The following is a 23,821-nucleotide window of genomic DNA, read 5'->3' as shown; positions in this document are numbered from 1 at the left end:
GTGGCCTGACGACCATGGCGGCACTGCCGTACTGGCGGCTTTCCAGCTTCTATCTGTTCTATTTCGCCCTGCTCGGTTCGACGGCGCCGTTCCTGGCGCTGTATTTCGATCACCTGGGGTTCAACGCGGCGCGCATCGGCGAGCTGGTGGCGATCCCCATGCTGATGCGCTGCGTGGCGCCGAACATCTGGGGCTGGCTGGGGGATTACACGGGCCGGCGCCTGGCGATCGTGCGGTTCGGCGCGGTCTGTACGTTGCTGACCTTCTCGCTGATCTTCTTCGACAAGAGCTACGTCTGGCTGGCGATGGTCATGGCGTTGCACGCGTTCTTCTGGCACGCGGTGCTGCCGCAGTTCGAAGTCATCACCCTGGCCCACCTGAGCGCGCAGGCCTCGCGCTACAGCCAGATCCGCCTGTGGGGCTCCATCGGTTTCATCATCGCCGTGGTCGTGCTGGGCCGGTTGTTCGAATGGCTGAGCCTGGACATCTACCCGCTGGCACTGGTGCTGATCATGGGTGGCATCGTCCTCGCCAGTTTCTGGGTGCCCAATGCCCAGCCGGTGCAGGGACCACGGGTGGCGGGCGACGGATTCCTGCGCCAGTTGCGCAACCCCGGCGTGCTGGCCTTCTATGCTTGCGTTGGCCTGATGCAGATGAGCCACGGGCCGTATTACACCTTCCTGACGCTGCACCTTGAACGCCTGGGTTACAGCCGTGGGGTGATTGGCGTGCTGTGGGCCGTGGGCGTGGTGGCTGAAGTCCTGGTGTTCCTGGTGATGAGCCGGATCCTGGCGCGGTTTTCCGTGCGACGGGTATTGCTGGCGAGTTTCCTGCTGGCGGCGCTGCGCTGGCTGCTGTTGGGCTCACTGGCCGAATTTCTCTGGGTGCTGCTGTTTGCCCAAGTGCTGCATGCGGCGACCTTCGGCAGCTTTCACGCCGCTGCCATCCATTTCGTGCAACGTAGCTTCGGCGCTCGCCAGCAAGGCCAGGGCCAGGCGCTGTATGCGGCGCTGGCCGGCACCGGCGGGGCATTGGGCGCGTTGTACGCCGGCTATAGCTGGAATGCCCTGGGCGCCACCTGGACTTTCAGCATCGCCAGCCTCGCAGCCTTCGCTGCAGCCGTTATCATTGCTACACGTATGCAAGAGGACAGGCCATGAGCCTTACCCGTGAACAGCTCGCCCAGGAAATCATCGACGCCGGGCGTTTTCTGTATGGCCGCGGCTGGTCCCCGGCCACCAGCAGCAATTATTCCACCCGATTTGGCCCTGACCAGGCCTTGCTGACCGTATCCGGCAAGCACAAGGGGCAACTGGGCCTCGACGATGTGCTCGCCACCGATCTGGACGGCAACAGCCTGGAACTGGGCAAGAAACCGTCCGCCGAAACCCTGTTGCACACCCAGCTCTACCGCTGGCGCCCGGAGATCGGCGCAGTGCTGCACACCCACTCGGTGAACGCCACGGTGCTGTCGCGCCTGACCCATGAAGCGTTCATCGATTTCGAAGACTATGAACTGCAAAAAGCCTTCAGCGGCGTGTCGACCCACGAGTCCCGGGTCCGCGTGCCGATTTTCGACAACGACCAGAACATCGCACGCCTGGCCGCCAAGGCACAGCCGTGGCTCGATGAGCATGCCGATTGCGTGGGTTATCTGATCCGCGGCCACGGTCTGTATACCTGGGGCCCACGCATGAGCGATGCGTTGCGCCAGATCGAGGCGTTCGAGTTCCTGTTCGAGTGCGAGCTGAAAACCCGCGCACTCCTGAACCGTTAATTTGCTGGAGCCATTGCCATGAGCAGCCTGTCCGTTTATCACGTCTCAAGTCCCGACATTCCGAACAAGGTGCTGACCCACTTCGAAGACATCGCCGCGACCCTGGCCGAGCAGGGCGTTCGCTTCGACCGTTGGGAAGCCGCGACGAAAATCCAGCCCGGCGCGACCCAGGACGAAGTCATCGCCGCGTACAAAACCCAGATCGATCAACTGATGACCGAACGTGGCTACATCACGGTCGATGTCATCAGCCTCAACAGCGATCATCCGCAAAAAGCCGAACTGCGCGCCAAGTTCCTTGACGAGCACCGTCATGGCGAGGACGAAGTCCGCTTCTTCGTTGCCGGCCGTGGCTTGTTTACCCTGCACATCGATGATTACGTCTACGCGGTGTTGTGCGAAAAGAACGATTTGATCTCCGTACCCGCCGGCACGCCGCACTGGTTCGACATGGGCGAGCACCCGCACTTCGTTGCCATTCGCCTGTTCAACAACCCGGAAGGCTGGGTCGCCAGGTTCACCGGCGACGACATCGCCAGCCGTTTCCCACGCCTGGAGGACTGAGCCCGTGTCGATCAAAGCCATACTCACCGACATCGAAGGCACCACCAGCGCGGTGAGTTTCGTCTTCGACGTGCTGTTTCCCTACGCCGCGAAGCATTTGCCGACGTTTGTCCGCGAGCATGCCGGGCGGAGTGACGTGGCCGAGCAACTGGCTGCGGTGCGCCAGGATAGTGGCGAGCCGGACGCGGACGTCGAGCGGGTCATCGCGATCCTGCTGGGCTGGATTGCCGAAGACCGCAAGGCCACGCCACTCAAGGCGTTGCAAGGCATGGTCTGGGAGCAGGGGTATCAGGCCGGGCAGTTGAAAGGACACGTTTATCCGGATGCGGTAGAGGCCCTCAAGCGCTGGCACCAGGCGGGCTATGGGCTCTATGTGTACTCATCGGGATCGATCCAGGCGCAGAAGCTGATTTTCGGTTGTTCCGAGGCTGGCGACCTGTCGCCGTTGTTCAGCGGCTATTTCGACACCACCTCCGGGCCCAAGCGCGAGGTCCAGTCTTACCAGCGGATCAGCCAGGCCATAGGTGTAGCGCCGGGCGAGATCCTATTCCTGTCGGACATCGTCCAGGAACTGGATGCGGCCCAAGGGGCTGGGATGGCTACGTGTGGATTGGCTCGGGAGGGGGGGGAGTTGACTGGACATCTCACGGTGAAGAGTTTCGCCGATATAGACCCCGAGCGTTTCTGAGGGGCACTACAAACCCTGTGGCGAGGGGATTTATCCCCGCTGGGCTGCAAAGCAGCCCTGAAATCAGTCAACTCGGTGCATCAGGCAGATTGAGTTGACTGCATGGGGGCTGCTGCGCAGCCCAGCGGGGCGGTGCGACGTTTCGCTAAATCCCCTCGCCACAAAAGCCTAACCACTCGATAGAACTTCGGTATCAAGCACTATGGTAAGTCGGCAACGCAAAGCGATGCTGGCTCTGCAGCATAGTGATCTGCGGCAGCTCGCTGGCCTGTTCAGCCAGGTCGCGACGGATCGCACTGATCACCCAGGACAGCTGGTCCCCTGCGTGCAACTGGGCATAGGAAATCGAGCGTTTGAACTGTTTGCCTTCGCTGTTGCGCAATGTCAGCAGGATGCCGCCGTCCGGGCGGGCTTGTGTCGTCACTTCGTAGTTGGAAAACAGGGACGCGAACTTCTCTTGAATCATATTCATATGACTGCTCCTTGGTGGTGGCAAACCGTGGAGGAGAAGTTGCACTGTCTATGCCAGCCTGGTATTTCCTTGAAAATCCTTTAAAAACAATAGATTGGGTTTTTCCTGTTTTTTGCTTTCGTGCATCTTGCATGAATGGCCATCGTGCATCCTGCATTTTGCGTGGTCGGCCGATCATTTTTGGAACCAAATCGGTTTCCGGCGCTCGCGCTTCGCCTGTCCCTGCGGTGGATACAAAACATTGCAAAAACCGCGTGTACAGCGTGGCGGCCGCTGGGTACTTTCGACCGACATCACTGCCAGCCTGAGAGCAGGAACCGAGACCCACAGGTCGAACAGGGAGTTTCATGAGTCGTATACCCAACGACGCCATTACCTGGGGCATGATGCTGCGCAAGCTGCCCACCCTCGCCAGAGTCGTTCCCCGGATCATCAAGGGCCGCAAGCTCGCCAACGTCCGGGACCCGGCCCAGCCCTGCGGCCTGGGCTGGAGTTTCGAACAGGCCACCCAACGCAATCCCCACGGTCCGGCGTTGCTGTGCGGCGACACTTCATTGAGTTATGCACAGGTCAACGAGCAGGCCAATCGCATCGCCCACTACTGGTTGGCGCAGGGCATCGGCAAGGGTGACTGCATCGCGATTTTTCTCGAAAACCGTCCACAACTGCTGATAACGGTGCTGGCGGTGGCGAAGGTCGGGGCGGTCAGCGCCATGCTCAACACTTCGCAAACGGGGGATGCACTGGTCCATAGCCTGGCGCTGGTGGCGCCGGTCGCGGTGGTGGTGGGGGATGAGCGGGTTCCGGCCTTCGAGGAAGTACGTGGCCGGATCGGGCTGTCGGGCGCACGCACCTGGTGGCTGGCGGACGAGCAAAGCGCCGCTGTCCCCCGGGGTTTCGTCGACCTGCTGAGCGGCAGCGATGGCTGTCCCGGTGACAACCCGGCCAGCAGCCGGCAGGTGTTTTTCAACGACCCGTGTTTTTATCTCTACACCTCGGGCACCACCGGGCTGCCCAAGGCCGGGGTGTTCCGCCACGGGCGCTGGATGCGCACTTGCACCCGTGTTGGCCTGATTGCCCTGGACATGCAGCCCGACGATGTTCTCTATTGTCCTTTGCCGCTGTATCACGCCACGGGCCTGTGCGTGTGCTGGGGCGCGGCGATCTGTGGCGCGTCGAGTCTTGCGATCCGGCGCAGGTTCAGCGCCAGCCAATTCTGGAGCGATGTACGCCGTTATCGGGCGACCACGCTGGGGTATGCGGGCGAGCTGTGCCGCTATCTGATCGAGCAGCCTGCCAGCGTCGAAGACCGGCGGCATGAAGTGAAGAAAATGATCGGCAATGGCCTGCGGCCGGGCGCCTGGTCTGCGTTCAAGACGCGCTTCGGCGTCGAGCACATCTGTGAGCTGTATGCGGCCAGCGACGGCAATATCGGCTTCACCAACGTGTTGAATTTCGACAATACCGTCGGGTTTTCCCTGATGGGCTGGGAACTGGTGCAGTACGACCAGGACAGCGGAACGCCGGTGCGCAACCTGCAAGGGCGGATGCAGACAGTGCCGAAGGGCCAGCCTGGCTTGCTGCTGGCGCGGATCGATGACAAGGCGCCCCTGGATGGCTACACCGATCCGGCCAAGACCGAAGAAGTGCTCTACCGGGATGTCTTCACCCCGGGCGACTGTTACTTCAACACCGGTGACCTGCTGCGTGACATCGGTTTCGGCCATGGGCAATTCGTCGACCGTCTGGGCGATACCTACCGCTGGAAAGGCGAGAACGTGTCCACCACGCAGGTTGAGAATGTCTTGCTGCAGCATCCGCAAGTGGCCGAGGCGGTGGCCTATGGGGTGGAACTCAATGGCAGCAACGGCCGCGTGGGCATGGCGGCGATCACTCCGTCCGAATCACTGGCCACCCTGGATTTCAGCGAGCTGTTGCAGTTCCTGCAATCCAGGCTGCCGGCCTGTGCGGTGCCGCTGTTCCTGCGCATCAAGGTGAAGATGGACATCACCGGCACCTTCAAATACCAGAAGACCCGACTCAGGAGCGAAGCCTTCGACCCCTGCGTCACGGGCGACGAGCCGGTCTACGCTTGGCTGCCCGGCACCGGAACCTACGTGCGTGTCGACCGCCAGTTGGCGACGCAGATCCAGGGCGGGCAGTTCTGCTATTGATTGTGGCTATAACGGGTACAGAGAAAAAGGGGATGACAGGCCCTGCGTCGCTCGGGAAACTAGCCGCATTCTCGAAGACTCAAGTGGAGTGCCCCATGTCCGATACAAGCCGCCAGATGACCCCGCAAGAGGCTGCGGAATTTGCCGAGCAGGTGTTCAACGTGGCACGCCAGGGGGACGCCGCGATGATGGCGGCCTTGCTGAGCAAAGGCTTGCCGCCCAACCTGCGTAACCACAAGGGCGACACCTTGCTGATGCTGGCCGCTTATCACGGCCACGTGGAAACGGTGAAAGTGCTGCTGGAACACAAGGCCGATCCGGAAGTCCGCAACGACAACGGCCAGAGCCCGATTGCCGGCGCTGCCTTCAAGGGCGACCTGGCGGTGGTCTCGGCGCTGGTGGACGGTGGCGCACAGGTGGAAGGTGCGTCCTTCGATGGCCGCACGGCACTGATGATGGCGGCAATGTTCAACCGGGTGGCAATCGTTGACTACCTGATCGGCAAAGGCGCTGATCCGAAGGCCAAGGATGCCAATGGCGCCTCGGCGCTGGATGCGGCCCGGACCATGGGCGCGGTGGATACCACGGCGCAGTTGGAGAAATTGCTGGGCTGATTACCTGTAGGCGCTGTGTAGGAGCTGCTTCGGGGTGAAGTGATGGGGTATCCTGCGCGGCCTCGAAATTCCCAATTGCCACAGGATTCGCCCATGAAAGCCGCACTCGTCGAACTCATCAGCAAAATCAGCTCTGGCTGCCTGGGCGATGCCGACATCGAAAGGATTGCCGACGAAGCGGCCCAGGCCTATGCCGATCCGGCGGCTTTCCTGGCGGCCAACCCGGACATCAACTACGACGACACCTTTCCGATCCCGCTGGGCGAGTGGGTGGTGGTCGGCAGCCTGCCGGACACCGTGCTGTTCCAGGCCGATACCTATGTGCAGTTGTTCGAGCAGATTGTCGCGTCGTTCGGCCCCGACGTGGCGTTCAACCTCAAGCCCAAGCAACTGGCGAAAACCGAAGCCCTGACGGCGCTCAACCGCATCCAGATTCAGATGAGCAGCCTGAGCAAGGAAAACGGCGGCTACCTGCTGATGAACTTCAGCCAGTTGCTCGACGATGAATTGCAGATGGTGCTGGTCTACGGCAGCGACGTGCCACGGGTGCTGGAGCTGTGTGCCCAGGTCGGTATCGCCGCCGCTCCTGCCCTGGAAGCCCTGAAGGTTGCGGTCCACGTCTGAAGCAATCAAACGGAACCCTCGCTGGGGGCGGACTATCCTAAGTGTGCATGCCATTACTTGGGAGCGACACCATGGGTTCCACTTTCAACGGCCTGGTTGGCCTGATCATCCTGGCGCTCGATATCTGGGCGATCATCAATGTGCTCAAGAGTGGCGCGGAAACCGGGATGAAAATCCTCTGGGTGCTGCTGATTATTCTGTTGCCGGTGCTGGGCCTGATCATCTGGGTGATTGCCGGGCCGCGAGGCAACGTGCGGGTTTGACGACACTGCTGATGTGCCCGGCAGGCCTCGCCCGCCGGGCTATCGATCAAGCCGCTGCCAGTGCGTGTTTCTGCGACGTGCCCAAAAAGCGCAGCAAGGCCAGCAGCGGGAAGGCGCTGCCGATGATCACCACCCACAGCCAGCCGCCATGCTCGTACACCGCGCTTGCAATCGAGGAGCCGAAGGCGCCGCCGACGAAGATGCTGGTCATGTACAGGGCATTGAGGCGGCTGCGGCTTTTGGCATCCAGGGCATAGATGGTGCGCTGGCCCAGCACCATGTTCATCTGCACACAAAAATCCAGTAGCACGCCCGTGACCGCCAGGCCGATGACGCTGTAGAGCGGGTGGATGAACGCCGGCAGGAAACTCAGGCTGGCGAACAGCATTGCCAGCAGCGAGGCGACACGGGTGTGGCCGGCATCGGCCAGGCGACCGGCAATGGGGGCGGCGATGGCGCCGATGGCTCCGACCAGGGCGAACAGGGCAATCTCGGTCTGGGTCAGTCCATGGTTACGCGCAAGCTCCAGGGGCACGGCGGTCCAGAACAGGCTGAACGTAGCAAACATGCAGGCCTGGTAGAACGCCCGCTGGCGCAGCAGCGGTTGTTGGCGCAGCAAGGTGCCGAGGGAGCCCAACAGTTGTCCGTAGGTGGCGCTGTGGTCGGGCTGGCGCTTGGGCACGGTGAACGCCAGGACGAGGCTGATCGCCGCCATCAACGCCGCCGCGATCATGAACATCGCGCGCCAGCCGAAGTAATCCGCCACCACGCTGGACACCGGCCGTGCCAGCAGGATCCCCAGCAACAACCCACCCATGATCCCACCGACCACCCGACCCCGGGATTCCTCCGGCGTGAGATGCGCGGCGAGGGGAATCAGCACCTGCACCGACACCGAACTGAACCCCACCAGCAGCGACACCAGCAGGAACACATTCGGCTGATCGGTGAACGCTGCGCCCAACAGGCTGGCTATCGCCACGAGGGTGGTGAGGATCATCAACCGGCGGTTTTCCAGCAGGTCGCCCAGCGGCACCAGGAAGAACAGGCCCAAGGCATAACCGATCTGGGTCAGCGAGACGATCAGGCTGGCCATGGTGCTGGACAGGCCGACGTCGGGGGCGATCAGTTCGATGATCGGTTGGGCGTAATAGAGGTTGGCAACGATGGCGCCGCAGCAAAAGGCGAACAGCAGCACCATGCCTCGGGTCAGGGTGGGAGAGCTGGCGGTCATGGGATTTCCGTCAATGGGTTAGGTAAGAAGTGCGAGCAAGGCTAAGGGCTGTGCCTGCTCTGGGGTAGTTGCTTGGATTGATATCCGCCATGCCCGGGATTGATGCAACTGTGGGAGCGAGCCTGCTCGCGATAGCGGTGTGTCAGTTTCCAGCGCTTGTCTGACACTCCGCTATCGCGAGCAGGCTCGCTCCCACAGGGTTTTTGTGTGGTCTGAAGTTGCGGGCTTATTGCCCGCTGTAGATCTGGTCGAAAACCCCGCCATCATTGAAGTGGGTCTTCTGCACGGTGCGCCAGTCACCGAAGGTTTTCTCCACCGACAGGAAATCCACTTTCGGGAAGCGGTCGGTGTACTTGGCCAGTACGGCCGGATCCCGCGGACGCAGGTAGTTGGCGGCGGCGATTTCCTGGCCTTCGGGCGACCACAGGTAGTTGAGGTAGGCCTCGGCGGCGGCACGGGAGCCTTTCTTCTCCACAACCTTGTCCACCACGGTCACCGGCGGCTCGGCTTCGGCGGACACGCTCGGGTAGACCACTTCGAATTGGTCGCGGCCGAACTCACGGGCGATCATTTCGGCTTCGTTTTCAAAGGTCACCAGCACGTCGCCGATCTGGTTGGTCATGAACGTGGTGGTCGCGGCTCGGCCGCCGGTGTCCAGCACCGGTGCCTGCTTGAACAGCTTGCCGACGAAGTCCTTGGCCTTGGTCTCATCGCCGCCGTTCTTCAGCACATAGCCCCAGGCGGACAGGTAGGTGTAGCGACCGTTACCCGAGGTCTTCGGGTTGGGCACGATCACCTGCACGCCGTCCTTGAGCAGGTCGGGCCAGTCTTTCAGGGCCTTGGGGTTGCCCTTGCGCACGATGAACACCGTGGCCGAGGTGAACGGGGCGCTGTGGTTCGGCAGGCGGCTGACCCAGTCCTCGGGCACCAGCTTGCCGTTGTCCGCCAGGGCGTTGATGTCGGTGGCCATGTTCATGGTGATGACATCCGCCGGCAGTCCGTCGATCACCGAGCGCGCCTGCTTGCTCGAGCCGCCGAAGGACATCTGCACGGTGATGTTCTCGTTGTGCTCGGCCTGCCAGTGCTTCTGGAAGGCTGTGTTGTAGTCCTTGTAGAAGTCGCGCATCACGTCGTAGGACACGTTGAGCAGGGTCGGGGCGGCGTGGGCCAGGCTGCCGAAGGCCAGGCTGCCGAAGGCCAGGCCGGCGGCGAGAAGGGAGGCGCCAAAGAAGTTCTTCACTGCGAATTCCTTTTATTTGTAAGAGGTTTCCAGGCCAGCACACTAGCGGCAGGCCTACCGGCCTACAAGCATCAAAAAGTGCTTTGCTTATTCCAGTTTCCTGAACAACGCATTGCCACAGCGGGAGCAGAACGCGGCCCCGTGTTCGTGGTTGTTTTTACTGCACACCGGGCAATCATGCTTGAGCTGGTCGCCGCGCATGGCGGTGGCCAGTTCAGCGGTGAAGATACCGGTCGGCACGGCGATGATCGAATAACCGGTGATCATCACCAGGGATGAAACCACCTGGCCCAGGGGCGTCTTCGGCACGATGTCGCCGAAGCCCACGGTGGTCAGGGTCACGATCGCCCAATAGATGCCTTTCGGGATGCTGGTGAAACCATGCTCCGGGCCTTCGATGACGTACATCAGCGTGCCGAACACGGTCACCAGGGTGGAGACGCTGACCAGGAACACGATGATTTTCTGCTTGCTGCCCCGCAGCGCCGCCATCAGATAGTTGGCCTGCTTGAGATAGGGGCTGAGCTTGAGCACCCGGAAGATCCGCAACATGCGGATGATCCGGATGATCAGCAGGTACTGGGCATCGCTGTAGTACAGCGCCAGGATGCCCGGCACGATCGCCAGCAGATCCACCAGGCCGTAGAAACTGAACGCATAGCGCAGGGGCTTGGGCGAGCAGTACAGGCGCAGGCCGTACTCGATGAGGAAGATGAAGGTGAAGCCCCACTCGATGTAGGCCAGCAGCGCCGCGTAGTTCTTGTGCACGTTGTCGATGCTGTCGAGCATCACGATCACCAGACTGGCGAGGATGATCAACAGCAACGCACTGTCGAAGCGTCGACCGGCCACGGTGTCGGTCTGGAAAATCATGATGTAGAGGCGTTCACGCCAGTTGTCGGTGCTGTCCATAACCTTCGCCTGATTCAGAATCAGCGAAGCCTAGGGCGATTGCCCCGCAGAGCGCAAGGCGCGGCGTCGAGTCTGGCCTGGTGCCACGTCCGAACCGTGGCGCGGACCAGCCAGCCGGCGAGGATGAACGGGGCGGTCAATGGTGCCAGGTCGAGGGCGGCGAACCCGGGCGTGAGCAGGATCGCCAGCAGGATGCCGGCCAGCGGCAGCCAGGGTTGGCGCCGCTGTTGGCTGAGCGCCAGAGCCACCAGGGCCGGGTTATAGCCACCCAACCCTGAGAGCGCTGTTGCGTTTTCATGATGCAACAACGCGAAGGCAAGACCGGCGGCTGAACCGAACAGGGCCCAGCTCGCGGCACGAGGGTTGGCCAGCAACAGGCCTGTTGCGATCAGCGCCCCAGCCAACGGGTCATCGAGAAACACGACCTGGCCCAAGCCGTTCAACCAGCCGGCCAGCAGGTTGGGCATTGTCAGTTCGACGGACAGGGATGACGGCGGCAGTGGGACGAAACCCAGCAGCAACCAGCCCAGCCCCACGAACGGCGCGGTATAGGCGGGCAGGCATCGAGGGCCACGGGTGCGCTTGAGCCATTGCTGGGTCAGCATCGCACTGAGGCCGCCGCCTGCGATGATCAGCGGCGGCAGCAAGACGGACCAGGGCAGTGCAAGGCTCAGCAGCAGCCCCAGCAGGATACCGTTGTAGCTGAATAGCCCGGCCTGCCGATCGGTCTTCGCGTAGCGGCGCCGTTGGGCCGTGAGCAAACCGGCCACGCCGCCCAGCAACGCGCCACCGAACAGGGACGGCGCCGTGAGCAGAATCGCCAGCAGGCACAAAAGGCCGCACAGCGGATGGCGCTGGAGGAAAATCTGGCTGAAGCCGTTGAGCAGGGCGGTGGCCCAGTCGGGGCAGTGGGGGTTGGGCATGGTTGGGTGGTGTGTCTGATGGACCGAGTCGACCTCATCGCGAGCAGGCTCGCTCCCACAGGTGATCGCATTCCAATGTGGGAGCGAGCCTGCTCGCGATGAGGCCAGTACAGGCGCTAAATTAATGTCTCGATACGCAACGAATTGGTCGACCCCGGCTGTCCGAACGGCACGCCAGCAGTGATCAGCAGCGTATCGCCGCGTCGCGCCATGCCTTGGGCCTGGGCGATTTCCAGGGCGGTGGAACAGACTTCATCCACCTGCCGCAGTCGATCGTTGACCACCGAGTGCACGCCCCAGGCCACCGTCAAGCGGCGAGCTGCCTGAAGATTTGGAGTCAGGTTGAGGATCGGCACCGTCGGCCGTTCCCGTGCGGCTCGCAGGCTGGAGCTGCCCGACTCGCTGTAGTTCACCAGCACCGCCACCGGCAGGACGTTGCTGATGCGGCGGATCGCACAACTGATGGCGTCGGACACCGTGGCCTCGGCTTTCGGTCGGCTGACGTCCAGCTGAGCCTGGTAATCCGGGCCGTTTTCGACCTGGCGGATGATCTTGCTCATCATCTGCACGGCTTCGAGGGGATAGTCGCCCGAAGCGGTTTCCGCCGACAGCATCACCGCATCGGCGCCTTCGGCCACGGCGTTGGCCACATCAGTGACTTCCGCTCGGGTAGGCGCCGGGGAGAAACGCATCGATTCGAGCATCTGCGTGGCGACCACCACCGGTTTGCCGAGGGCGCGACAGGTGCCGATGATGTTCTTCTGGATCTGCGGCACGCTCTCGGCCGGGACTTCAACGCCGAGATCGCCACGGGCGACCATGATCGCGTCGCTCAACTCGGCGATTTCCCGCAGTTGGGTCACCGCCGACGGCTTCTCGATCTTGGCCATCAGGAACGCCTTGTCGCCAATCAGCGCGCGGGCCTCGCGGATGTCCTCGGGACGCTGCACGAACGACAGCGCCACCCAATCCACGCCCAATTCCAGGCCGAAGCTCAGGTCGCGACGGTCCTTGGCGGTCAGCGGGCTCAGGTCGAGCACGGCCTGGGGCACGTTCACGCCTTTGCGGTCCGACAGTTCGCCGCCGTTGAGCACTTCGGTGTCGATGGCGTTGCTGTGCCGGGCAACCACCCGCAGGCGCAGCTTGCAGTCATCCAGCAACAGATCCATGCCCGGCTCCAGGGCCGCGATGATTTCCGGGTGGGGCAGGTTGACCCGGCGTTGATCGCCGGGTGTCGGGTCCAGGTCCAGGCGCAGGGCCTGGCCGCGTTGCAGCAGGACCTTGCCGTCAGCGAACCGGCCGACCCGCAGTTTCGGCCCTTGCAGGTCCATCAGGATACCCAGCGGGTAGTTGAGCTGCCGCTCCACCTCGCGAATCCACTGGTAGCGCTGGGCGTGGTCGGCGTGATCGCCGTGGCTGAAGTTCAGGCGGAAGATGTTCACCCCGGCCTTCACCAGCTCATGGATGTCGTCGATCCCGCGGGTGGCGGGGCCGAGGGTGGCGAGGATCTTGACCTTCTTGTCAGGCGTCATGTTCGGGGTTCTCGAGAATCAGGATGGCGCGCAAGTCGTTGACGTTGGTGCGGGTCGGCTCGGTGACGATCAATGCATCCAGCGCGGCGAAATAGCCGTAGCCGTTGTTGTTGTCCAGCTCATCGCTGGCGCTCAGGCCCAGCTCGGCGGCGCGGCGGTAGCTGGCCGGGGTCATGATGGCACCGGCGTTGTCCTCGGAGCCGTCGATGCCGTCGGTGTCGCCGGCCAGTGCATAGATGCCGGGATGGCCCTTGAGGTTGTCGGTCAGGCTCAGCAGGAATTCGGCGTTGCGTCCGCCACGGCCATGGCCGCGCACGGTCACCGTGGTTTCGCCGCCGGACAGGATCACGCACGGTGCCGCAAGGGGCTGGCCGTACCGGGCGATTTGCCGGGCGATGCCGGCGTGGACTTTCGCCACTTCCCGGGACTCGCCCTCCAGGTCGCCAAGGATCAGTGGGCTGAAGCCGGCCTGGCGGGCTTTCACCGCAGCCGCTTCCAAGGATTGCTGGGGGCGGGCGATCAATTGGAAATGACTGCGGGCCAGGCTCGGGTCGCCGGGCTTGACGGTTTCCGACTCGGCACTTTGCAGCCAGGTGCGCACCGAGGCTGGAACATCGATGTCGTAGCGCTTGAGGATCGCCAGGGCTTCGGCCGAGGTGCTGGGGTCGGCCACGGTGGGGCCGGAGGCTATGACCGTGGCGAGGTCGCCCGGCACATCGGAAATCGCGTAGGTGTAGATCGTCGCCGGCCAGCAGGCCTTGCCCAGCCGTCCGCCCTTGATCGCCGAGAGGTGCTTGCGCACACAATTCATCTCGCCGATGGTGGCGCCGGATTTGAGCAAGGCTTTGTTGATCGCCTGCTTGTCGGCCAGGGTGATGCCGGCCGCCGGCAGCGCCAGCAACGCCGAGCCACCGCCGGACAACAGGAAGATCACCCGGTCGTCTTCGGTCAGGTTGCTGACCAGTTCCAGCACCCGTCCGGCCACCGCCAGGCCGGCCGCGTCGGGCACGGGATGGGCGGCTTCCACCACTTCGATTTTCTGGCACGGCGCGCCATGGCCGTAGCGGGTCACCACCAGGCCGCTGACCTCGCCCTGCCAGCAGCGCTCGACCACTTGTGCCATCGCCGCGGCGGCCTTGCCGGCTCCGATCACGATGACCCGACCGCTGCGGTCGGCTGGCAGATACTGTTCAAGGACTTGCTGCGGATGGGCCGCGTCGACGGCGGCGGCAAACAGCTCGCGGAGCAATTGTTGCGGATCGACCGACATGGCGGGCTCCCGATTTTTCTTATTTGAGGTCAGCGCAGTCCCTTGTGGGAGCGAGCCTGCTCGCGATAGCGGTCGTCCGGCCAACATGTGTATTGAATGTAAGGCCGTCATCGCGAGCAGGCTCGCTCCCACAGGGGGGCTTCGGTGATCAGTTATCGCGAATCGAGAAATTCGCCATGTGCTCCAGCCCCTTGATCAGCGCCGAGTGATCCCAGTTGCTGCCGCCGATGGCCGCGCAGGTGCTGAACACTTGCTGGGCGTTGGCGGTGTTGGGCAGGTTGATGTTCAGTTCCCGGGCACCTTGCAGGGCCAGGTTCAGGTCCTTCTGGTGCAGGCTGATGCGGAAGCCCGGGTCGAAGGTGCCCTTGATCATGCGTTCGCCGTGCACTTCGAGGATCTTCGACGAAGCGAAACCACCCATCAGCGCTTCGCGGACCTTGGCCGGATCGGCGCCATTCTTCGAAGCGAACAGCAGGGCTTCGGCTACGGCCTGGATGTTCAGCGCGACGATGATCTGGTTTGCCACTTTCGCGGTCTGGCCGTCACCGTTGCCGCCCACCAGGGTGATGTTCTTGCCCATGGCCTGGAACAGCGGCAGGGCGCGTTCAAAAGCGCTGCTGTCGCCACCGACCATGATGCTCAGGGTCGCGGCCTTGGCGCCGACTTCGCCGCCGGACACCGGGGCGTCGAGGTATTGCGCGCCTTTTTCATTGATCTTCGCCGCGAACGCCTTGGTGGCGGTGGGGGAGATCGAACTCATGTCGATCACCACCTTGCCCGCGCCCACGCCGGCCGCGACGCCATCGGCGCGGAACAGCACGTCGTCGACCTGGGGTGTGTCCGGGACCATGACGATGATGAACTCGGCCTCCTGGGCGACTTCCCTGGGGTTGGCCAGGGCCACCGCGCCAGCGGCCAGCAGATCGGCGGGAGCCGCGTCGTGATGCTGGGACAGGAACAGGCTGTGCCCGGCCTTTTGCAGGTTCAGCGCCATGGGGTGGCCCATGATGCCGGTGCCGATGAATCCGATTTTAGCCATGGGGAAAGTCCTCTTGTTTTGTTGCTGTTTCAGGCGAATGAGGGATTGCTTTTATGTGGGAGCGAGCCTGCTCGCGATAGCGGTGTGTCGGCCAAATAGAGGTGAATGGGCTGCCGCAATCGCGAGCAGGCTCGCTCCCACAGGGGGTGAGTGCATGTCAGATCGCGTTATGGGTTTTCAGCCAGCCCAGGCCCGCTTCGGTGGTGGTCAGCGGCTTGTATTCGCAGCCGACCCAACCCTGGTAGCCGATGCGGTCCAGGTGTTCGAACAGGAAGCGATAGTTGATCTCGCCGGTGCCCGGCTCGTTGCGTCCGGGGTTGTCCGCCAGTTGCACATGGTTGATCTCGCCCAGGTGCGCCGACAGGGTCCGGGCCAGGTCGCCTTCCATGATCTGCATGTGGTAGATGTCGTATTGCAGGAACAGGTTGGCGCTGCCCACTTGCTCGCGGATCGACAGGGCCTGGGCGGTGTTGTTCAGGTAGAAGCCGGGAATGTCACGGGTGTTGATGGCTTCCATCACCAGCTTGATGCCCTTGGCCTGCAGTTTCTCGGCGGCGTACTTCAGGTTGGCGACGAAGGTTTTCTGCACCAGGGTTTCGTTACAGTTCTGCGGGCAGATCCCGGCCAGGCAGTTGACCTGGGTGTTGCCCAGCACCTGGGCGTAGGCAATCGCCAGGTCGACACCGGCGCGAAATTCCTCGACCCGGTCCGGCAGGCAGGCAATGCCGCGCTCGCCTTTGGCCCAGTCACCGGCCGGCAGGTTGAACAGCACTTGGGTCAGGCCATTGGCGTCGAGCAGGGCCTTGAGTTCGGCGGAGCTGTAGTCGTAGGGGAACAGGTATTCGACCCCACTGAAACCGGCCTTGGCGGCCGCTTCGAAACGGGCGAGGAAATCCTGTTCGGTGAACAGCATGGACAGGTTGGCGGCGAAACGCGGCATGACAATCTCCTGTAAATAGTTGGCAACCCCCCTGTGGGAGCGAGCCTGCTCGCGATGGCGGTGTGCCTGTTTGCATCCATGTTGGATGCAGCGTCGTCATCGCGAGCAGGCTCCCTCCCATAGGGAAGCCGGTCGGTCAGTCGAGTAACGAAATGGCCGTTGGCGCATCGTTACCCACCAGCGCCAGGTCTTCGAATTCGTTGACGGCGTTGATCTCGGTGCCCATGGAAATGTTGGTCACCCGCTCCAGAATGACCTCGACGATCACCGGCACCTTGAATTCCTCGATCATCGCCTGGGCCTTGCGCAACGCCGGCTGGATGCCAGACGGTTCGAACACCCGCAACGCCTTGCAGCCCAGGCCCTCGGCGACGGCAATGTGGTCCACGCCATAACCGTTGAGTTCCGGCGCGTTGAGGTTGTCGAAGGACAGCTGCACGCAGTAGTCCATGTCGAACCCGCGTTGTGCCTGGCGAATCAGCCCCAGGTACGAGTTGTTCACCACGACATGGATGTACGGCAGCTTGAACTGTGCACCCACCGCCAGTTCTTCGATCATGAACTGGAAGTCGTAGTCCCCCGACAAGGCCACGACCTTGCGGCTCGGATCGGCCTTGACCACCCCCAGTGCGGCCGGGATGGTCCAGCCCAGGGGACCGGCCTGGCCGCAGTTGATCCAGTGACGTGGCTTGTAGACGTGCAGGAATTGCGCGCCGGCGATCTGCGACAGGCCGATGGTGCTGACGTAACAGGTGTCCTTGCCGAACACCTGGTTCATTTCTTCGTACACGCGTTGGGGCTTGACCGGCACGTTGTCGAAATGCGTCTTGCGTTGCAGGCTGGCCTTGCGCTGCTGACAGTCCTGTAACCAGGCGCTGCGATTCTTCAGCTTGCCGGCGGCCTGCCATTCACGGGCAACTTCGATGAACACCGTCAGCGCCGAGGCGGCGTCGGAGACGATGCCCAGGTCCGGGGTGAACACGCGGCCGATCTGGGTCGGTTCGATGTCCACATGAATGAACCGGCGGCCTTCGGTGTAGACGTCCACCGAACCGGTGTGACGGTTGGCCCAGCGGTTGCCGACCCCCAGCACCAGGTCCGACTTGAGCAGCGTCGCATTGCCGTAACGGTGGGACGTCTGCAGGCCGACCATGCCGACCATCAGCGGGTGGTCGTCGGGGATCGTGCCCCAGCCCATCAGCGTCGGGATCACCGGGATGCCGGTCAGCTCGGCGAACTCCACCAGCAGGTCGCTGGCATCGGCGTTGATGATACCGCCGCCGGCCACGAGCAACGGGCGTTCGGCCTGATCGAGCATCGCCAGGGCTTTCTCGACCTGCGCACGGTTGGCGGTGGGTTTGGCCAGCGGCAGCGGTTGGTAGGTGTCGATGTCGAATTCGATCTCGGCCATTTGCACATCGAAGGGCAGGTCGATCAATACCGGGCCGGGGCGGCCGGAGCGCATCTCGAAGAACGCTTTCTGGAACGCGTAGGGCACCTGGCCCGGCTCCAGGACGGTGGTCGCCCACTTGGTCACCGGTTTGACGATGCTGGTGATGTCCACGGCCTGGAAGTCTTCCTTGTGCAGACGGGCGCGGGGGCTTGCCCGGTGATGCACAGGATCGGGATCGAGTCGGCCGAGGCGCTGTAGAGCCCGGTGACCATGTCGGTGCCGGCCGGCCCCGAGGTGCCGATGCACACGCCGATGTTGCCGGCCTTGGTGCGGGTGTAGCCCTCGGCCATGTGCGAGGCGCCTTCAACGTGGCGAGCGAGGACATGATCGATGCCATCCACCTTTTGCAGGGCAGAGTACAGCGGGTTGATCGCGGCACCCGGAATACCGAAGGCGGTGTCCACGCCTTCACGGCGCATCACCAGAACGGCGGCTTCGATTGCTCTCATTTTGCTCATGGTTTTGTGCCTCTTACGTTTTGTAATTGTATACAAGTGGCTTTTCGGCGAGTTTATTCACGGCGAATGGCGCAGGTCAATGCTTTTCCTCAAGTGTCTGGTTCATTCGTCGGAAGGCCGATAAGCCTGTGGCGTTTCGTCGCGCATAGCGTTTTACGAAAATTATTGTATACAAAAAATTATTTCATTGTGTTCTATTTGTTGTGTGAGGTCTTGCTGAAGGTGAAACCCAGAAGGCTTTCCAACAACAAAAGAAGGACAGCATCCATGAGCGCTCTAACCTTGAACGTCGCCGTCAACCTGGCGGGGCGGGCCCTTGTCGCGGGCCGTGAAATCAACGCGGCCCCCCTCACCGTCGCGGTCCTCGACAGCGGCGGGCACCTGATTGCCCTGCAGCGCGAAGACGGCGCCAGCCTGCTCCGCCCACAGATCGCCATCGGCAAGGCCTGGGGCGCCATCGCCCTGGGCAAGGGCTCGCGCCTGCTGGCTCAGGACGCCCAACAACGCCCAGCCTTCATTGCCGCATTGAACAGCCTGGGGCAGGGCAGCGTCGTGCCGGTTCCGGGTGGGGTGTTGATCAAGGATCAGCAGGGGCGAGTGCTGGGCGCGATTGGCATCAGTGGCGATCTTTCGGATGTTGATGAGCAGGTCGCTGTCAGGGCTGTGGAGGCGGTGGGGTTGTGGGCGGATGCGGGGGTGGTTGTTTGATCTGTATTGACTGATCTATCGCTATCGCGAGCAGGCTCGCTCCCACAGGTTCCGATGGGTGGACACAAAATGTATGCACACCGCAAATCCCCTGTGGGAGCGAGCCTGCTCGCGATGACAATCTCTCAGACACATCCTGCTAATGGTCTGCCCCCCATTCAAGCATTCATAGATCTAGCCTTGTCCGGGATTCGATGACAAAGGGGCACGGAATGCCTGATTTACCCGCTTCGCACCGGCTGCGCATCGGCCGCTGTACTGAGTCCAGCCGCATATATTTATTAACCACCAATACCTTCGATCGGATGCCAGTCTTCAGTGACTTTGTCTTGGGAAGACTGGTTGTTGAGCAGTTTCGAAAGGCTGAGGATCTGGGTCTTGCCAACTCATTGGCTTGGGTTGTGATGCCGGATCACTTTCATTGCTTGATCGAGTTGCGCAAGGGGTCGTTGGGTGGCTTGATGCAAAGAACCAAATCACTGAGCACCAAGTCAGTGAACCTGCGTCTTGGTCGGAAACTCTGCCTTTGGCAGCCAGGTTTTCATGACCGAGCACTGCGACGGGAAGAGGATCTGGTTGAGCTTGCCCGGTATGTCGTGGCCAACCCGTTGCGGGCCGGTTTGGTCAAGCGGTTTGGCGATTATCCGTTGTGGGATGCGATTTGGGTTTGATTTGGAACCGAGTCGCCTTCATCGCGAGCAGGCTCGCTCCCACAAGGGATTTCGATCGTCCGCTGAATCATATTCACAGCCAAATCCTGTGGGAGCGAGCCTGCTCGCGATGAAGGCGACTCGATGCTACGCCTGGCGATCCAACTCACACCCCTTCAACACCAACCGAACAATCGTCTGCGCCGCCGCTTCGTAATCCGCTTCATCCAGCTTCGCCTTGCCGGTGATGGCGGTGATCTGCCAGTCGAAGTCGGCGTAGGTCTGGGTGGCGGCCCAGATGCTGAACATCAGGTGGTTGGGGTCGATGGGGGCGATCTGGCCGCGGTCGATCCAGGTCTGGATACAGTCGATGTTGTGCCGGGCCTGGGCGTTGAGTTGTTCCACCAGGTCGGGGCTCAGGTGGGGTGCGCCGTGCATGATCTCGCTGGCGAAGACCTTCGAGGCGAAGGGCAGGTCGCGGGAGATGCGGATCTTGGAGCGGATGTAATGGCTCAGCACCTCGCCGGGCACGCCGTCGGCGTTGAAGGGCGTGGAAGCCTGGAGGATCGGCTCGATGATGCTTTCCAGGACCTCGCGGTAGAGGTTTTCCTTGGATTTGAAGTAGTAGTAGACGTTGGGTTTGGGCAGGCCCGCCTTGGCCGCGATGTCGCTGGTCTTGGTCGCCGCGAAGCCCTTGTCGGCAAATTCCTCGCTGGCGGCACGCAGGATGAGTTCTTTGTTGCGCTCGCGGATAGTGCTCATAAACCCAGGGGTTCCTTGCCTGTTCTGGCGGTGGCGCATGGTAGCACCGGCCTCGCGCGACGCTCAAGAATGCCCCGTGGCACTGCGGCTCGCGGTATGCTGCGCGGCATTATCATTCAAGGAGCCCCACCATGGCCGGAAGCAGTTTGCTGGTGTTGATCGACGACATCGCCACCGTGCTCGACGATGTTGCGCTGATGACCAAGATGGCCGCCAAGAAAACCGCCGGCGTGCTCGGCGACGACCTGGCGCTCAATGCCCAGCAGGTGTCCGGTGTACGGGCCGAGCGAGAGCTGCCGGTGGTCTGGGCAGTGGCGAAGGGCTCTTTTATCAACAAGCTGATCCTGGTGCCGTCGGCGCTGGCCATCAGCGCTTTCGTGCCGTGGCTGGTGACGCCGCTGTTGATGGTGGGTGGCGCCTACCTGTGCTTCGAGGGTTTCGAAAAGCTCGCTCACAAATTCCTTCACAGCCCGGCCGAAGACCAGGCTGAACATGCGCAACTGGTCGAGGCCGTGGCCGATCCGGCGGTCGACCTGGTGGCCTTCGAGAAGGACAAGATCAAGGGCGCGGTGCGCACTGATTTCGTCCTCTCCGCAGAGATCATTGCCATTACCCTGGGCACCGTCGCCGATGCACCGCTGACCCAGCAGGTGATCGTGCTGTCGGGCATCGCTGTGGTCATGACCGTCGGTGTCTACGGCCTGGTGGCCGGGATCGTCAAGCTCGATGACCTGGGGTTGTGGTTGACGCAGAAGCCGGGGCAGGTTGCCAGAAGCGTCGGTGGCGCGATTCTGCGTGCCGCGCCGTACATGATGAAAAGCCTGTCGGTGATCGGCACGGCGGCGATGTTCCTGGTGGGCGGCGGTATCCTCACCCATGGCGTGCCGGTGGTGCATCACTGGATCGAAGGCGTGGCAGCGGGTGCCGGTGGGGCCGGGTTCGTCGTGCCGATGCTGCTCAATGCGGTGGCGGGAACTGTCGCGGGAGCGGTGGTGCTGGCGGGTGTGATGGCGATGGGCAGGGTCTGGAAGGCGCTGAAAGGCTAAGCCTGGCAACCCATAACAACTGTGGGAGCGAGCAGGCTCGCTCCCACATGGATTTTGTGTTGGCTGAGTGTTACTCGGCAATCTGCAACTTGCGCGACTCCGTGTACACGTAGCGCACCTTTTCATACTCGAACGGCGAGTTCAGCTGGCCGTAGCGGAAGCTGGTCTGGTAACGCTTGTCCACGCCGCGCAGGAGCAGCAGTTCCGGGTGGTTGGCGCTGACTTCGGCGACGTTCAGGAAGTTGATCGCCGTTTCGGCCGAGTAGTCCACCAGCAAACCTGAAGTATCCCGCAGATTGGACGGGCCGAAGATCGGCAGCACGAAGTAGGCGCCGGCGGGTACGCCGTAGAAGCCCAGGGTCTGGCCGAAGTCTTCGCTCTGGCGCGGCAGGCCCATGGCGGTGGCGGGATCCCAGAGGCCGGCGACGCCGATCGTGGTGTTGAGCAACAGCCGCGCCGTGGTTTCCATCGAACGCTTGCCCTTGAATTGCAGCAGGCTGTTCATCAGGTTCGGCACGTCCCCCAGATTATTGAAGAAGTTGCTCACGCCGGTGCGCACGAAGCTCGGAGTGACGTAGCGGTAGCCGTCGACCACGGGCAAGAACACCCATTCGTCGAAGCGGTAATTGAAGTGATAGACGCGACGGTTCCAGGACTCGAGTGGGTCATAGACGTTCAGCGCGTTGAGGGTCGAGCGCTCGAATTCGCGCTGGTCCAGCCCCGGGTTGAACTTGAGCTTGGTCAGCGGTTCCTTGAAGCCGTCGGCATCCACGGTGGCCTTGTCATCAGCGTGAACCACGCCCGCACCCAGTAACGCAGCGATAAGCAGGAGGTATTTAGCCACGGAAGAACTCCAGCATGGCGTCGCTGTTGACGCGGTAATTGAGGTTGCCGCAGTGGCCGCCCAGTGGGTACACCGTCAGGCGGTCGCCAAAGGTCTTGCGCAGGAAGCCCAGGTCGCCGGGGCCGAGGATGACGTCGTCGGCGTTGTGCATCACGGCAATCTTCGAGCTTTCATGCAGGTAATCCTTCAGTGCATAGAGGCTTACCTGATCGACCAGTTGCAGCAGGCTGCCGCCGTCAGTGCGCGCGCGCCACATCGGGATCACTTGTTCAGTGAGGTAGCAGTCGAAGTCGCATTGCAGCGCACGCTTGAGAAACGGCGTCAGGCTGGTGCTTTCGGTGATCGGAAACTTGGGTGGGGTAATCAGCCCACGACGATTGATCAGGTCCGAAGTGAACGCGATGTCGGCTGCCGAGAAACGGAATGACGTGCCGATCAGCATCGCCATCTGCTCGTTGCTCAGGTGTTGCTTGGACTGCTGGAAGTCATACAGCAGGGCATCGTTGAGGTCGATGTAGCCTTTTTGCTGGAAGTAGCGGGTCAGCTTGTTGAGCACCAGTTCATAGAACGTCGTGGTGCTGTTGATGCCCTTGACTTGGGTCTGGACCAGTTTGTCCAGGTTGGTGACCGAGGTGTACAGGTTCACCGGCGGGTTCAGCAGTAGCACTTTCTTGAAGTTGAAGCTGCGCCGGGTTTCGTCCAGGTGTGCGACGAAGGCTGCATCCAGCGCGCCGAGGCTGTAGCCGGTGAGGTAGTACTCGGTCACCGGCACCTTCGGGTTCTGCGCGCGCACCGCTTGCATGACCCGGTACATGTCTTCGGCATCTTCCTTGGTGATGCCCGGGGTGGCGAATCGCGAGGCGGAACTCATGAAGTCGAAACTGGTGGGCGATGACAACTGCACCACGTGGTAGCCGGCTTTGTAGTAGAGCCGCTTGAGATATTCATTGAGGCTACTATCGTATCGTGCACCGGTGCCGGCGATCAGGAAGATCAGCGGGGCCGGCTTGTCCTGGGTCGCCATGCGGTAGGTGAGGCTTTTCACCGGCCAGAAGTTGTCCGGCAGGATGAACTCACGCTCCGGGCGCAGGGTGACGCTGTAGTCCGCCTGGTTGATGTCCTCGATCAGGGGCAGCTCGGGGCGCAGGTCGGGCGGGGTGGTCGCGATGGTCGCCTCGAACGGGTTGGTCAAGGGATAGCCATAACTGGCGGCGTCGATGTCCACCGCCAGCGCGGACGCACTCAGGATAAGGCCGCCGATGAGGGCAGCGAAGCGCAAGGAACGGAGCATGACTGGATCCCTTAGAGGATGGTGCCGAATGAGGTTCGCAGGCTATGACCACCGAAGCGAAACCAAGTGCCATGACCGGCACGAAACAAGTTTGAACGACGGTTCAATAATAACGGGACGATACACGGTGTGGGTGGTTGGTGGCTAGTTGCCTACACTTGTCGCGGATGGCGTTCTGATGTCGTTACCCGGCGCTTCGATGTCGCTGACAGATCAGGTTCCAGATCGGTGCAGGTTGATGATCGTTGCATCAGCACTCCACTGATGTTCGAACCGGTTTGACAGGCGAGCGTGATGGGGGCGCTGAGCACCATAACAATACGTTGACGTCGCTCGGCATCCG

General features: G+C 62.2%; 23 protein-coding genes and 1 pseudogene. 11 read left to right on the top strand and 13 right to left on the bottom strand.

Annotation, left to right across the window (positions count from 1 at the left end; all coding sequences use genetic code 11):
• Window positions 1-14 precede the first annotated feature (14 nt).
• From LOY67_RS20275 to mtnC, 4 genes are read left to right on the top strand one after another with little or no spacing between them, the layout of a single operon-like run.
• A complete protein-coding gene (locus tag LOY67_RS20275; protein WP_265064149.1) occupies window positions 15-1,160 on the top strand; it encodes an MFS transporter in 1,146 nt (381 codons plus the stop codon).
• Window positions 1,157-1,777: a methylthioribulose 1-phosphate dehydratase gene (locus LOY67_RS20270; RefSeq protein ID WP_265064148.1), complete on the top strand. Its 621-nt coding sequence runs from the start codon at window positions 1,157-1,159 to the stop codon at window positions 1,775-1,777. Before LOY67_RS20275 ends, LOY67_RS20270 begins: the two co-directional genes overlap by 4 nt.
• Before the next feature lie 18 nt (window positions 1,778-1,795).
• The gene (locus tag LOY67_RS20265) at window positions 1,796-2,341 is read left to right on the top strand and encodes a 1,2-dihydroxy-3-keto-5-methylthiopentene dioxygenase (RefSeq protein ID WP_265064147.1); all 546 of its coding nucleotides are present in this window, start codon (window positions 1,796-1,798) and stop codon (window positions 2,339-2,341) included.
• Between the two features lie 4 nt (window positions 2,342-2,345).
• On the top strand, window positions 2,346-3,029 hold the full coding sequence (gene mtnC, locus LOY67_RS20260) for an acireductone synthase (RefSeq protein ID WP_265064146.1): 684 nt from the start codon (window positions 2,346-2,348) through the stop codon (window positions 3,027-3,029).
• A gap of 193 nt (window positions 3,030-3,222) precedes the next feature.
• Here mtnC and LOY67_RS20255 read toward each other — a convergent pair whose 3' ends face one another.
• Entirely contained in the window at window positions 3,223-3,501 is a 279-nt protein-coding gene (locus tag LOY67_RS20255; RefSeq protein ID WP_041021541.1) for a DUF3509 domain-containing protein, read from the bottom strand.
• 347 nt (window positions 3,502-3,848) lie between these two features.
• On the opposite strand from LOY67_RS20255, the gene LOY67_RS20250 reads away from it, so the two are divergent.
• From LOY67_RS20250 to LOY67_RS20235, 4 genes are all read left to right on the top strand, one after another.
• Entirely contained in the window at window positions 3,849-5,675 is a 1,827-nt protein-coding gene (locus LOY67_RS20250) for a long-chain-acyl-CoA synthetase (protein WP_265064145.1), read from the top strand.
• A 95-nt stretch (window positions 5,676-5,770) separates the two neighbouring features.
• Window positions 5,771-6,289, top strand: a complete 519-nt coding sequence (locus LOY67_RS20245) for an ankyrin repeat domain-containing protein (RefSeq protein ID WP_265064144.1) — start codon at window positions 5,771-5,773, stop codon at window positions 6,287-6,289.
• Window positions 6,290-6,382: 93 nt separating this feature from the next.
• Entirely contained in the window at window positions 6,383-6,913 is a 531-nt protein-coding gene (locus tag LOY67_RS20240) for a hypothetical protein (protein WP_265064143.1), read from the top strand.
• A gap of 71 nt (window positions 6,914-6,984) precedes the next feature.
• Window positions 6,985-7,176: a PLDc N-terminal domain-containing protein gene (locus LOY67_RS20235; protein ID WP_265064142.1), complete on the top strand. Its 192-nt coding sequence runs from the start codon at window positions 6,985-6,987 to the stop codon at window positions 7,174-7,176.
• 46 nt (window positions 7,177-7,222) lie between these two features.
• On the opposite strand, the gene LOY67_RS20230 is transcribed toward LOY67_RS20235, so the two are convergent.
• The 9 genes and pseudogenes from LOY67_RS20230 to gcl form a co-directional block, all read right to left on the bottom strand.
• Window positions 7,223-8,410, bottom strand: coding sequence for an MFS transporter (locus LOY67_RS20230; protein WP_265064141.1), 1,188 nt, complete (start codon window positions 8,408-8,410; stop codon window positions 7,223-7,225).
• 226 nt (window positions 8,411-8,636) lie between these two features.
• On the bottom strand, window positions 8,637-9,650 hold the full coding sequence (locus LOY67_RS20225) for a sulfate ABC transporter substrate-binding protein (RefSeq protein ID WP_265064140.1): 1,014 nt from the start codon (window positions 9,648-9,650) through the stop codon (window positions 8,637-8,639).
• An 87-nt stretch (window positions 9,651-9,737) separates the two neighbouring features.
• A complete protein-coding gene (locus tag LOY67_RS20220; protein ID WP_265064139.1) occupies window positions 9,738-10,562 on the bottom strand; it encodes an ion transporter in 825 nt (274 codons plus the stop codon).
• A gap of 20 nt (window positions 10,563-10,582) precedes the next feature.
• Window positions 10,583-11,485, bottom strand: coding sequence for an urea transporter (locus tag LOY67_RS20215; RefSeq protein WP_265064138.1), 903 nt, complete (start codon window positions 11,483-11,485; stop codon window positions 10,583-10,585).
• A 116-nt stretch (window positions 11,486-11,601) separates the two neighbouring features.
• Complete coding sequence (gene pyk / locus LOY67_RS20210; protein WP_265064137.1) at window positions 11,602-13,017, bottom strand: pyruvate kinase; 1,416 nt, start codon at window positions 13,015-13,017, stop codon at window positions 11,602-11,604.
• Complete coding sequence (locus tag LOY67_RS20205; protein WP_265064136.1) at window positions 13,007-14,287, bottom strand: glycerate kinase; 1,281 nt, start codon at window positions 14,285-14,287, stop codon at window positions 13,007-13,009. Before LOY67_RS20205 ends, pyk begins: the two co-directional genes overlap by 11 nt.
• 148 nt (window positions 14,288-14,435) lie before the next feature.
• Window positions 14,436-15,326, bottom strand: a complete 891-nt coding sequence (locus LOY67_RS20200; protein WP_265064135.1) for a 2-hydroxy-3-oxopropionate reductase — start codon at window positions 15,324-15,326, stop codon at window positions 14,436-14,438.
• 157 nt (window positions 15,327-15,483) lie between these two features.
• Window positions 15,484-16,266, bottom strand: a complete 783-nt coding sequence (hyi, locus tag LOY67_RS20195; protein ID WP_265064134.1) for a hydroxypyruvate isomerase — start codon at window positions 16,264-16,266, stop codon at window positions 15,484-15,486.
• Between the two features lie 136 nt (window positions 16,267-16,402).
• Window positions 16,403-18,177, bottom strand: a pseudogene (gene gcl, locus LOY67_RS20190) (glyoxylate carboligase).
• A 267-nt stretch (window positions 18,178-18,444) separates the two neighbouring features.
• On the opposite strand from gcl, the gene LOY67_RS20185 reads away from it, so the two are divergent.
• Complete coding sequence (locus LOY67_RS20185) at window positions 18,445-18,885, top strand: GlcG/HbpS family heme-binding protein (protein WP_265064133.1); 441 nt, start codon at window positions 18,445-18,447, stop codon at window positions 18,883-18,885.
• Window positions 18,886-19,097: 212 nt separating this feature from the next.
• Window positions 19,098-19,556, top strand: coding sequence for an REP-associated tyrosine transposase (locus tag LOY67_RS20180; protein WP_265064132.1), 459 nt, complete (start codon window positions 19,098-19,100; stop codon window positions 19,554-19,556).
• A gap of 126 nt (window positions 19,557-19,682) precedes the next feature.
• Here LOY67_RS20180 and LOY67_RS20175 read toward each other — a convergent pair whose 3' ends face one another.
• The gene (locus LOY67_RS20175) at window positions 19,683-20,297 is read right to left on the bottom strand and encodes a TetR/AcrR family transcriptional regulator (protein WP_265064131.1); all 615 of its coding nucleotides are present in this window, start codon (window positions 20,295-20,297) and stop codon (window positions 19,683-19,685) included.
• Window positions 20,298-20,428: 131 nt separating this feature from the next.
• Between LOY67_RS20175 and LOY67_RS20170 the strand changes: the two genes are divergently transcribed.
• Window positions 20,429-21,343 carry a DUF808 domain-containing protein gene (locus LOY67_RS20170; protein WP_265064130.1) on the top strand — a complete coding sequence of 305 codons (915 nt, stop codon included), beginning with the start codon at window positions 20,429-20,431 and terminating at the stop codon, window positions 21,341-21,343.
• Window positions 21,344-21,413: 70 nt separating this feature from the next.
• Here LOY67_RS20170 and LOY67_RS20165 read toward each other — a convergent pair whose 3' ends face one another.
• Window positions 21,414-22,187, bottom strand: coding sequence for a VacJ family lipoprotein (locus tag LOY67_RS20165; protein WP_413776146.1), 774 nt, complete (start codon window positions 22,185-22,187; stop codon window positions 21,414-21,416).
• Window positions 22,180-23,478 (bottom strand): serine/threonine protein kinase, encoded by a 1,299-nt coding sequence (locus tag LOY67_RS20160; protein ID WP_265064129.1) that lies wholly within the window; start codon window positions 23,476-23,478, stop codon window positions 22,180-22,182. The genes LOY67_RS20165 and LOY67_RS20160 overlap by 8 nt, the downstream gene beginning before the upstream one ends.
• Window positions 23,479-23,821 lie beyond the last annotated feature (343 nt).

This window comes from Pseudomonas sp. B21-056 (assembly GCF_026016325.1).
In the GTDB taxonomy this organism is placed as follows: Bacteria; Pseudomonadota; Gammaproteobacteria; order Pseudomonadales; family Pseudomonadaceae; genus Aquipseudomonas.
The sequence above is the reverse complement of the archived record's forward strand: the minus strand, read 5'-3'. Positions and strand labels throughout refer to the sequence as shown.

Coding starts and splice junctions, on each gene's coding strand:
- LOY67_RS20265 (WP_265064147.1), top strand. CDS start 1,796: ATGAGCAGCCTGTCCGTTTATCACGTCTCAAGTCCCGACATTCCGAAC.
- LOY67_RS20185 (WP_265064133.1), top strand. CDS start 18,445: ATGAGCGCTCTAACCTTGAACGTCGCCGTCAACCTGGCGGGGCGGGCC.
- LOY67_RS20205 (WP_265064136.1), bottom strand. CDS start 14,287: ATGTCGGTCGATCCGCAACAATTGCTCCGCGAGCTGTTTGCCGCCGCC.
- LOY67_RS20180 (WP_265064132.1), top strand. CDS start 19,098: ATGCCTGATTTACCCGCTTCGCACCGGCTGCGCATCGGCCGCTGTACT.
- LOY67_RS20170 (WP_265064130.1), top strand. CDS start 20,429: ATGGCCGGAAGCAGTTTGCTGGTGTTGATCGACGACATCGCCACCGTG.
- LOY67_RS20240 (WP_265064143.1), top strand. CDS start 6,383: ATGAAAGCCGCACTCGTCGAACTCATCAGCAAAATCAGCTCTGGCTGC.
- LOY67_RS20235 (WP_265064142.1), top strand. CDS start 6,985: ATGGGTTCCACTTTCAACGGCCTGGTTGGCCTGATCATCCTGGCGCTC.
- LOY67_RS20275 (WP_265064149.1), top strand. CDS start 15: ATGGCGGCACTGCCGTACTGGCGGCTTTCCAGCTTCTATCTGTTCTAT.
- LOY67_RS20230 (WP_265064141.1), bottom strand. CDS start 8,410: ATGACCGCCAGCTCTCCCACCCTGACCCGAGGCATGGTGCTGCTGTTC.
- LOY67_RS20220 (WP_265064139.1), bottom strand. CDS start 10,562: ATGGACAGCACCGACAACTGGCGTGAACGCCTCTACATCATGATTTTC.
- pyk (WP_265064137.1), bottom strand. CDS start 13,017: ATGACGCCTGACAAGAAGGTCAAGATCCTCGCCACCCTCGGCCCCGCC.
- LOY67_RS20245 (WP_265064144.1), top strand. CDS start 5,771: ATGTCCGATACAAGCCGCCAGATGACCCCGCAAGAGGCTGCGGAATTT.
- LOY67_RS20270 (WP_265064148.1), top strand. CDS start 1,157: ATGAGCCTTACCCGTGAACAGCTCGCCCAGGAAATCATCGACGCCGGG.
- LOY67_RS20250 (WP_265064145.1), top strand. CDS start 3,849: ATGAGTCGTATACCCAACGACGCCATTACCTGGGGCATGATGCTGCGC.
- LOY67_RS20175 (WP_265064131.1), bottom strand. CDS start 20,297: ATGAGCACTATCCGCGAGCGCAACAAAGAACTCATCCTGCGTGCCGCC.
- hyi (WP_265064134.1), bottom strand. CDS start 16,266: ATGCCGCGTTTCGCCGCCAACCTGTCCATGCTGTTCACCGAACAGGAT.
- LOY67_RS20255 (WP_041021541.1), bottom strand. CDS start 3,501: ATGAATATGATTCAAGAGAAGTTCGCGTCCCTGTTTTCCAACTACGAA.
- LOY67_RS20160 (WP_265064129.1), bottom strand. CDS start 23,478: ATGCTCCGTTCCTTGCGCTTCGCTGCCCTCATCGGCGGCCTTATCCTG.
- LOY67_RS20200 (WP_265064135.1), bottom strand. CDS start 15,326: ATGGCTAAAATCGGATTCATCGGCACCGGCATCATGGGCCACCCCATG.
- LOY67_RS20215 (WP_265064138.1), bottom strand. CDS start 11,485: ATGCCCAACCCCCACTGCCCCGACTGGGCCACCGCCCTGCTCAACGGC.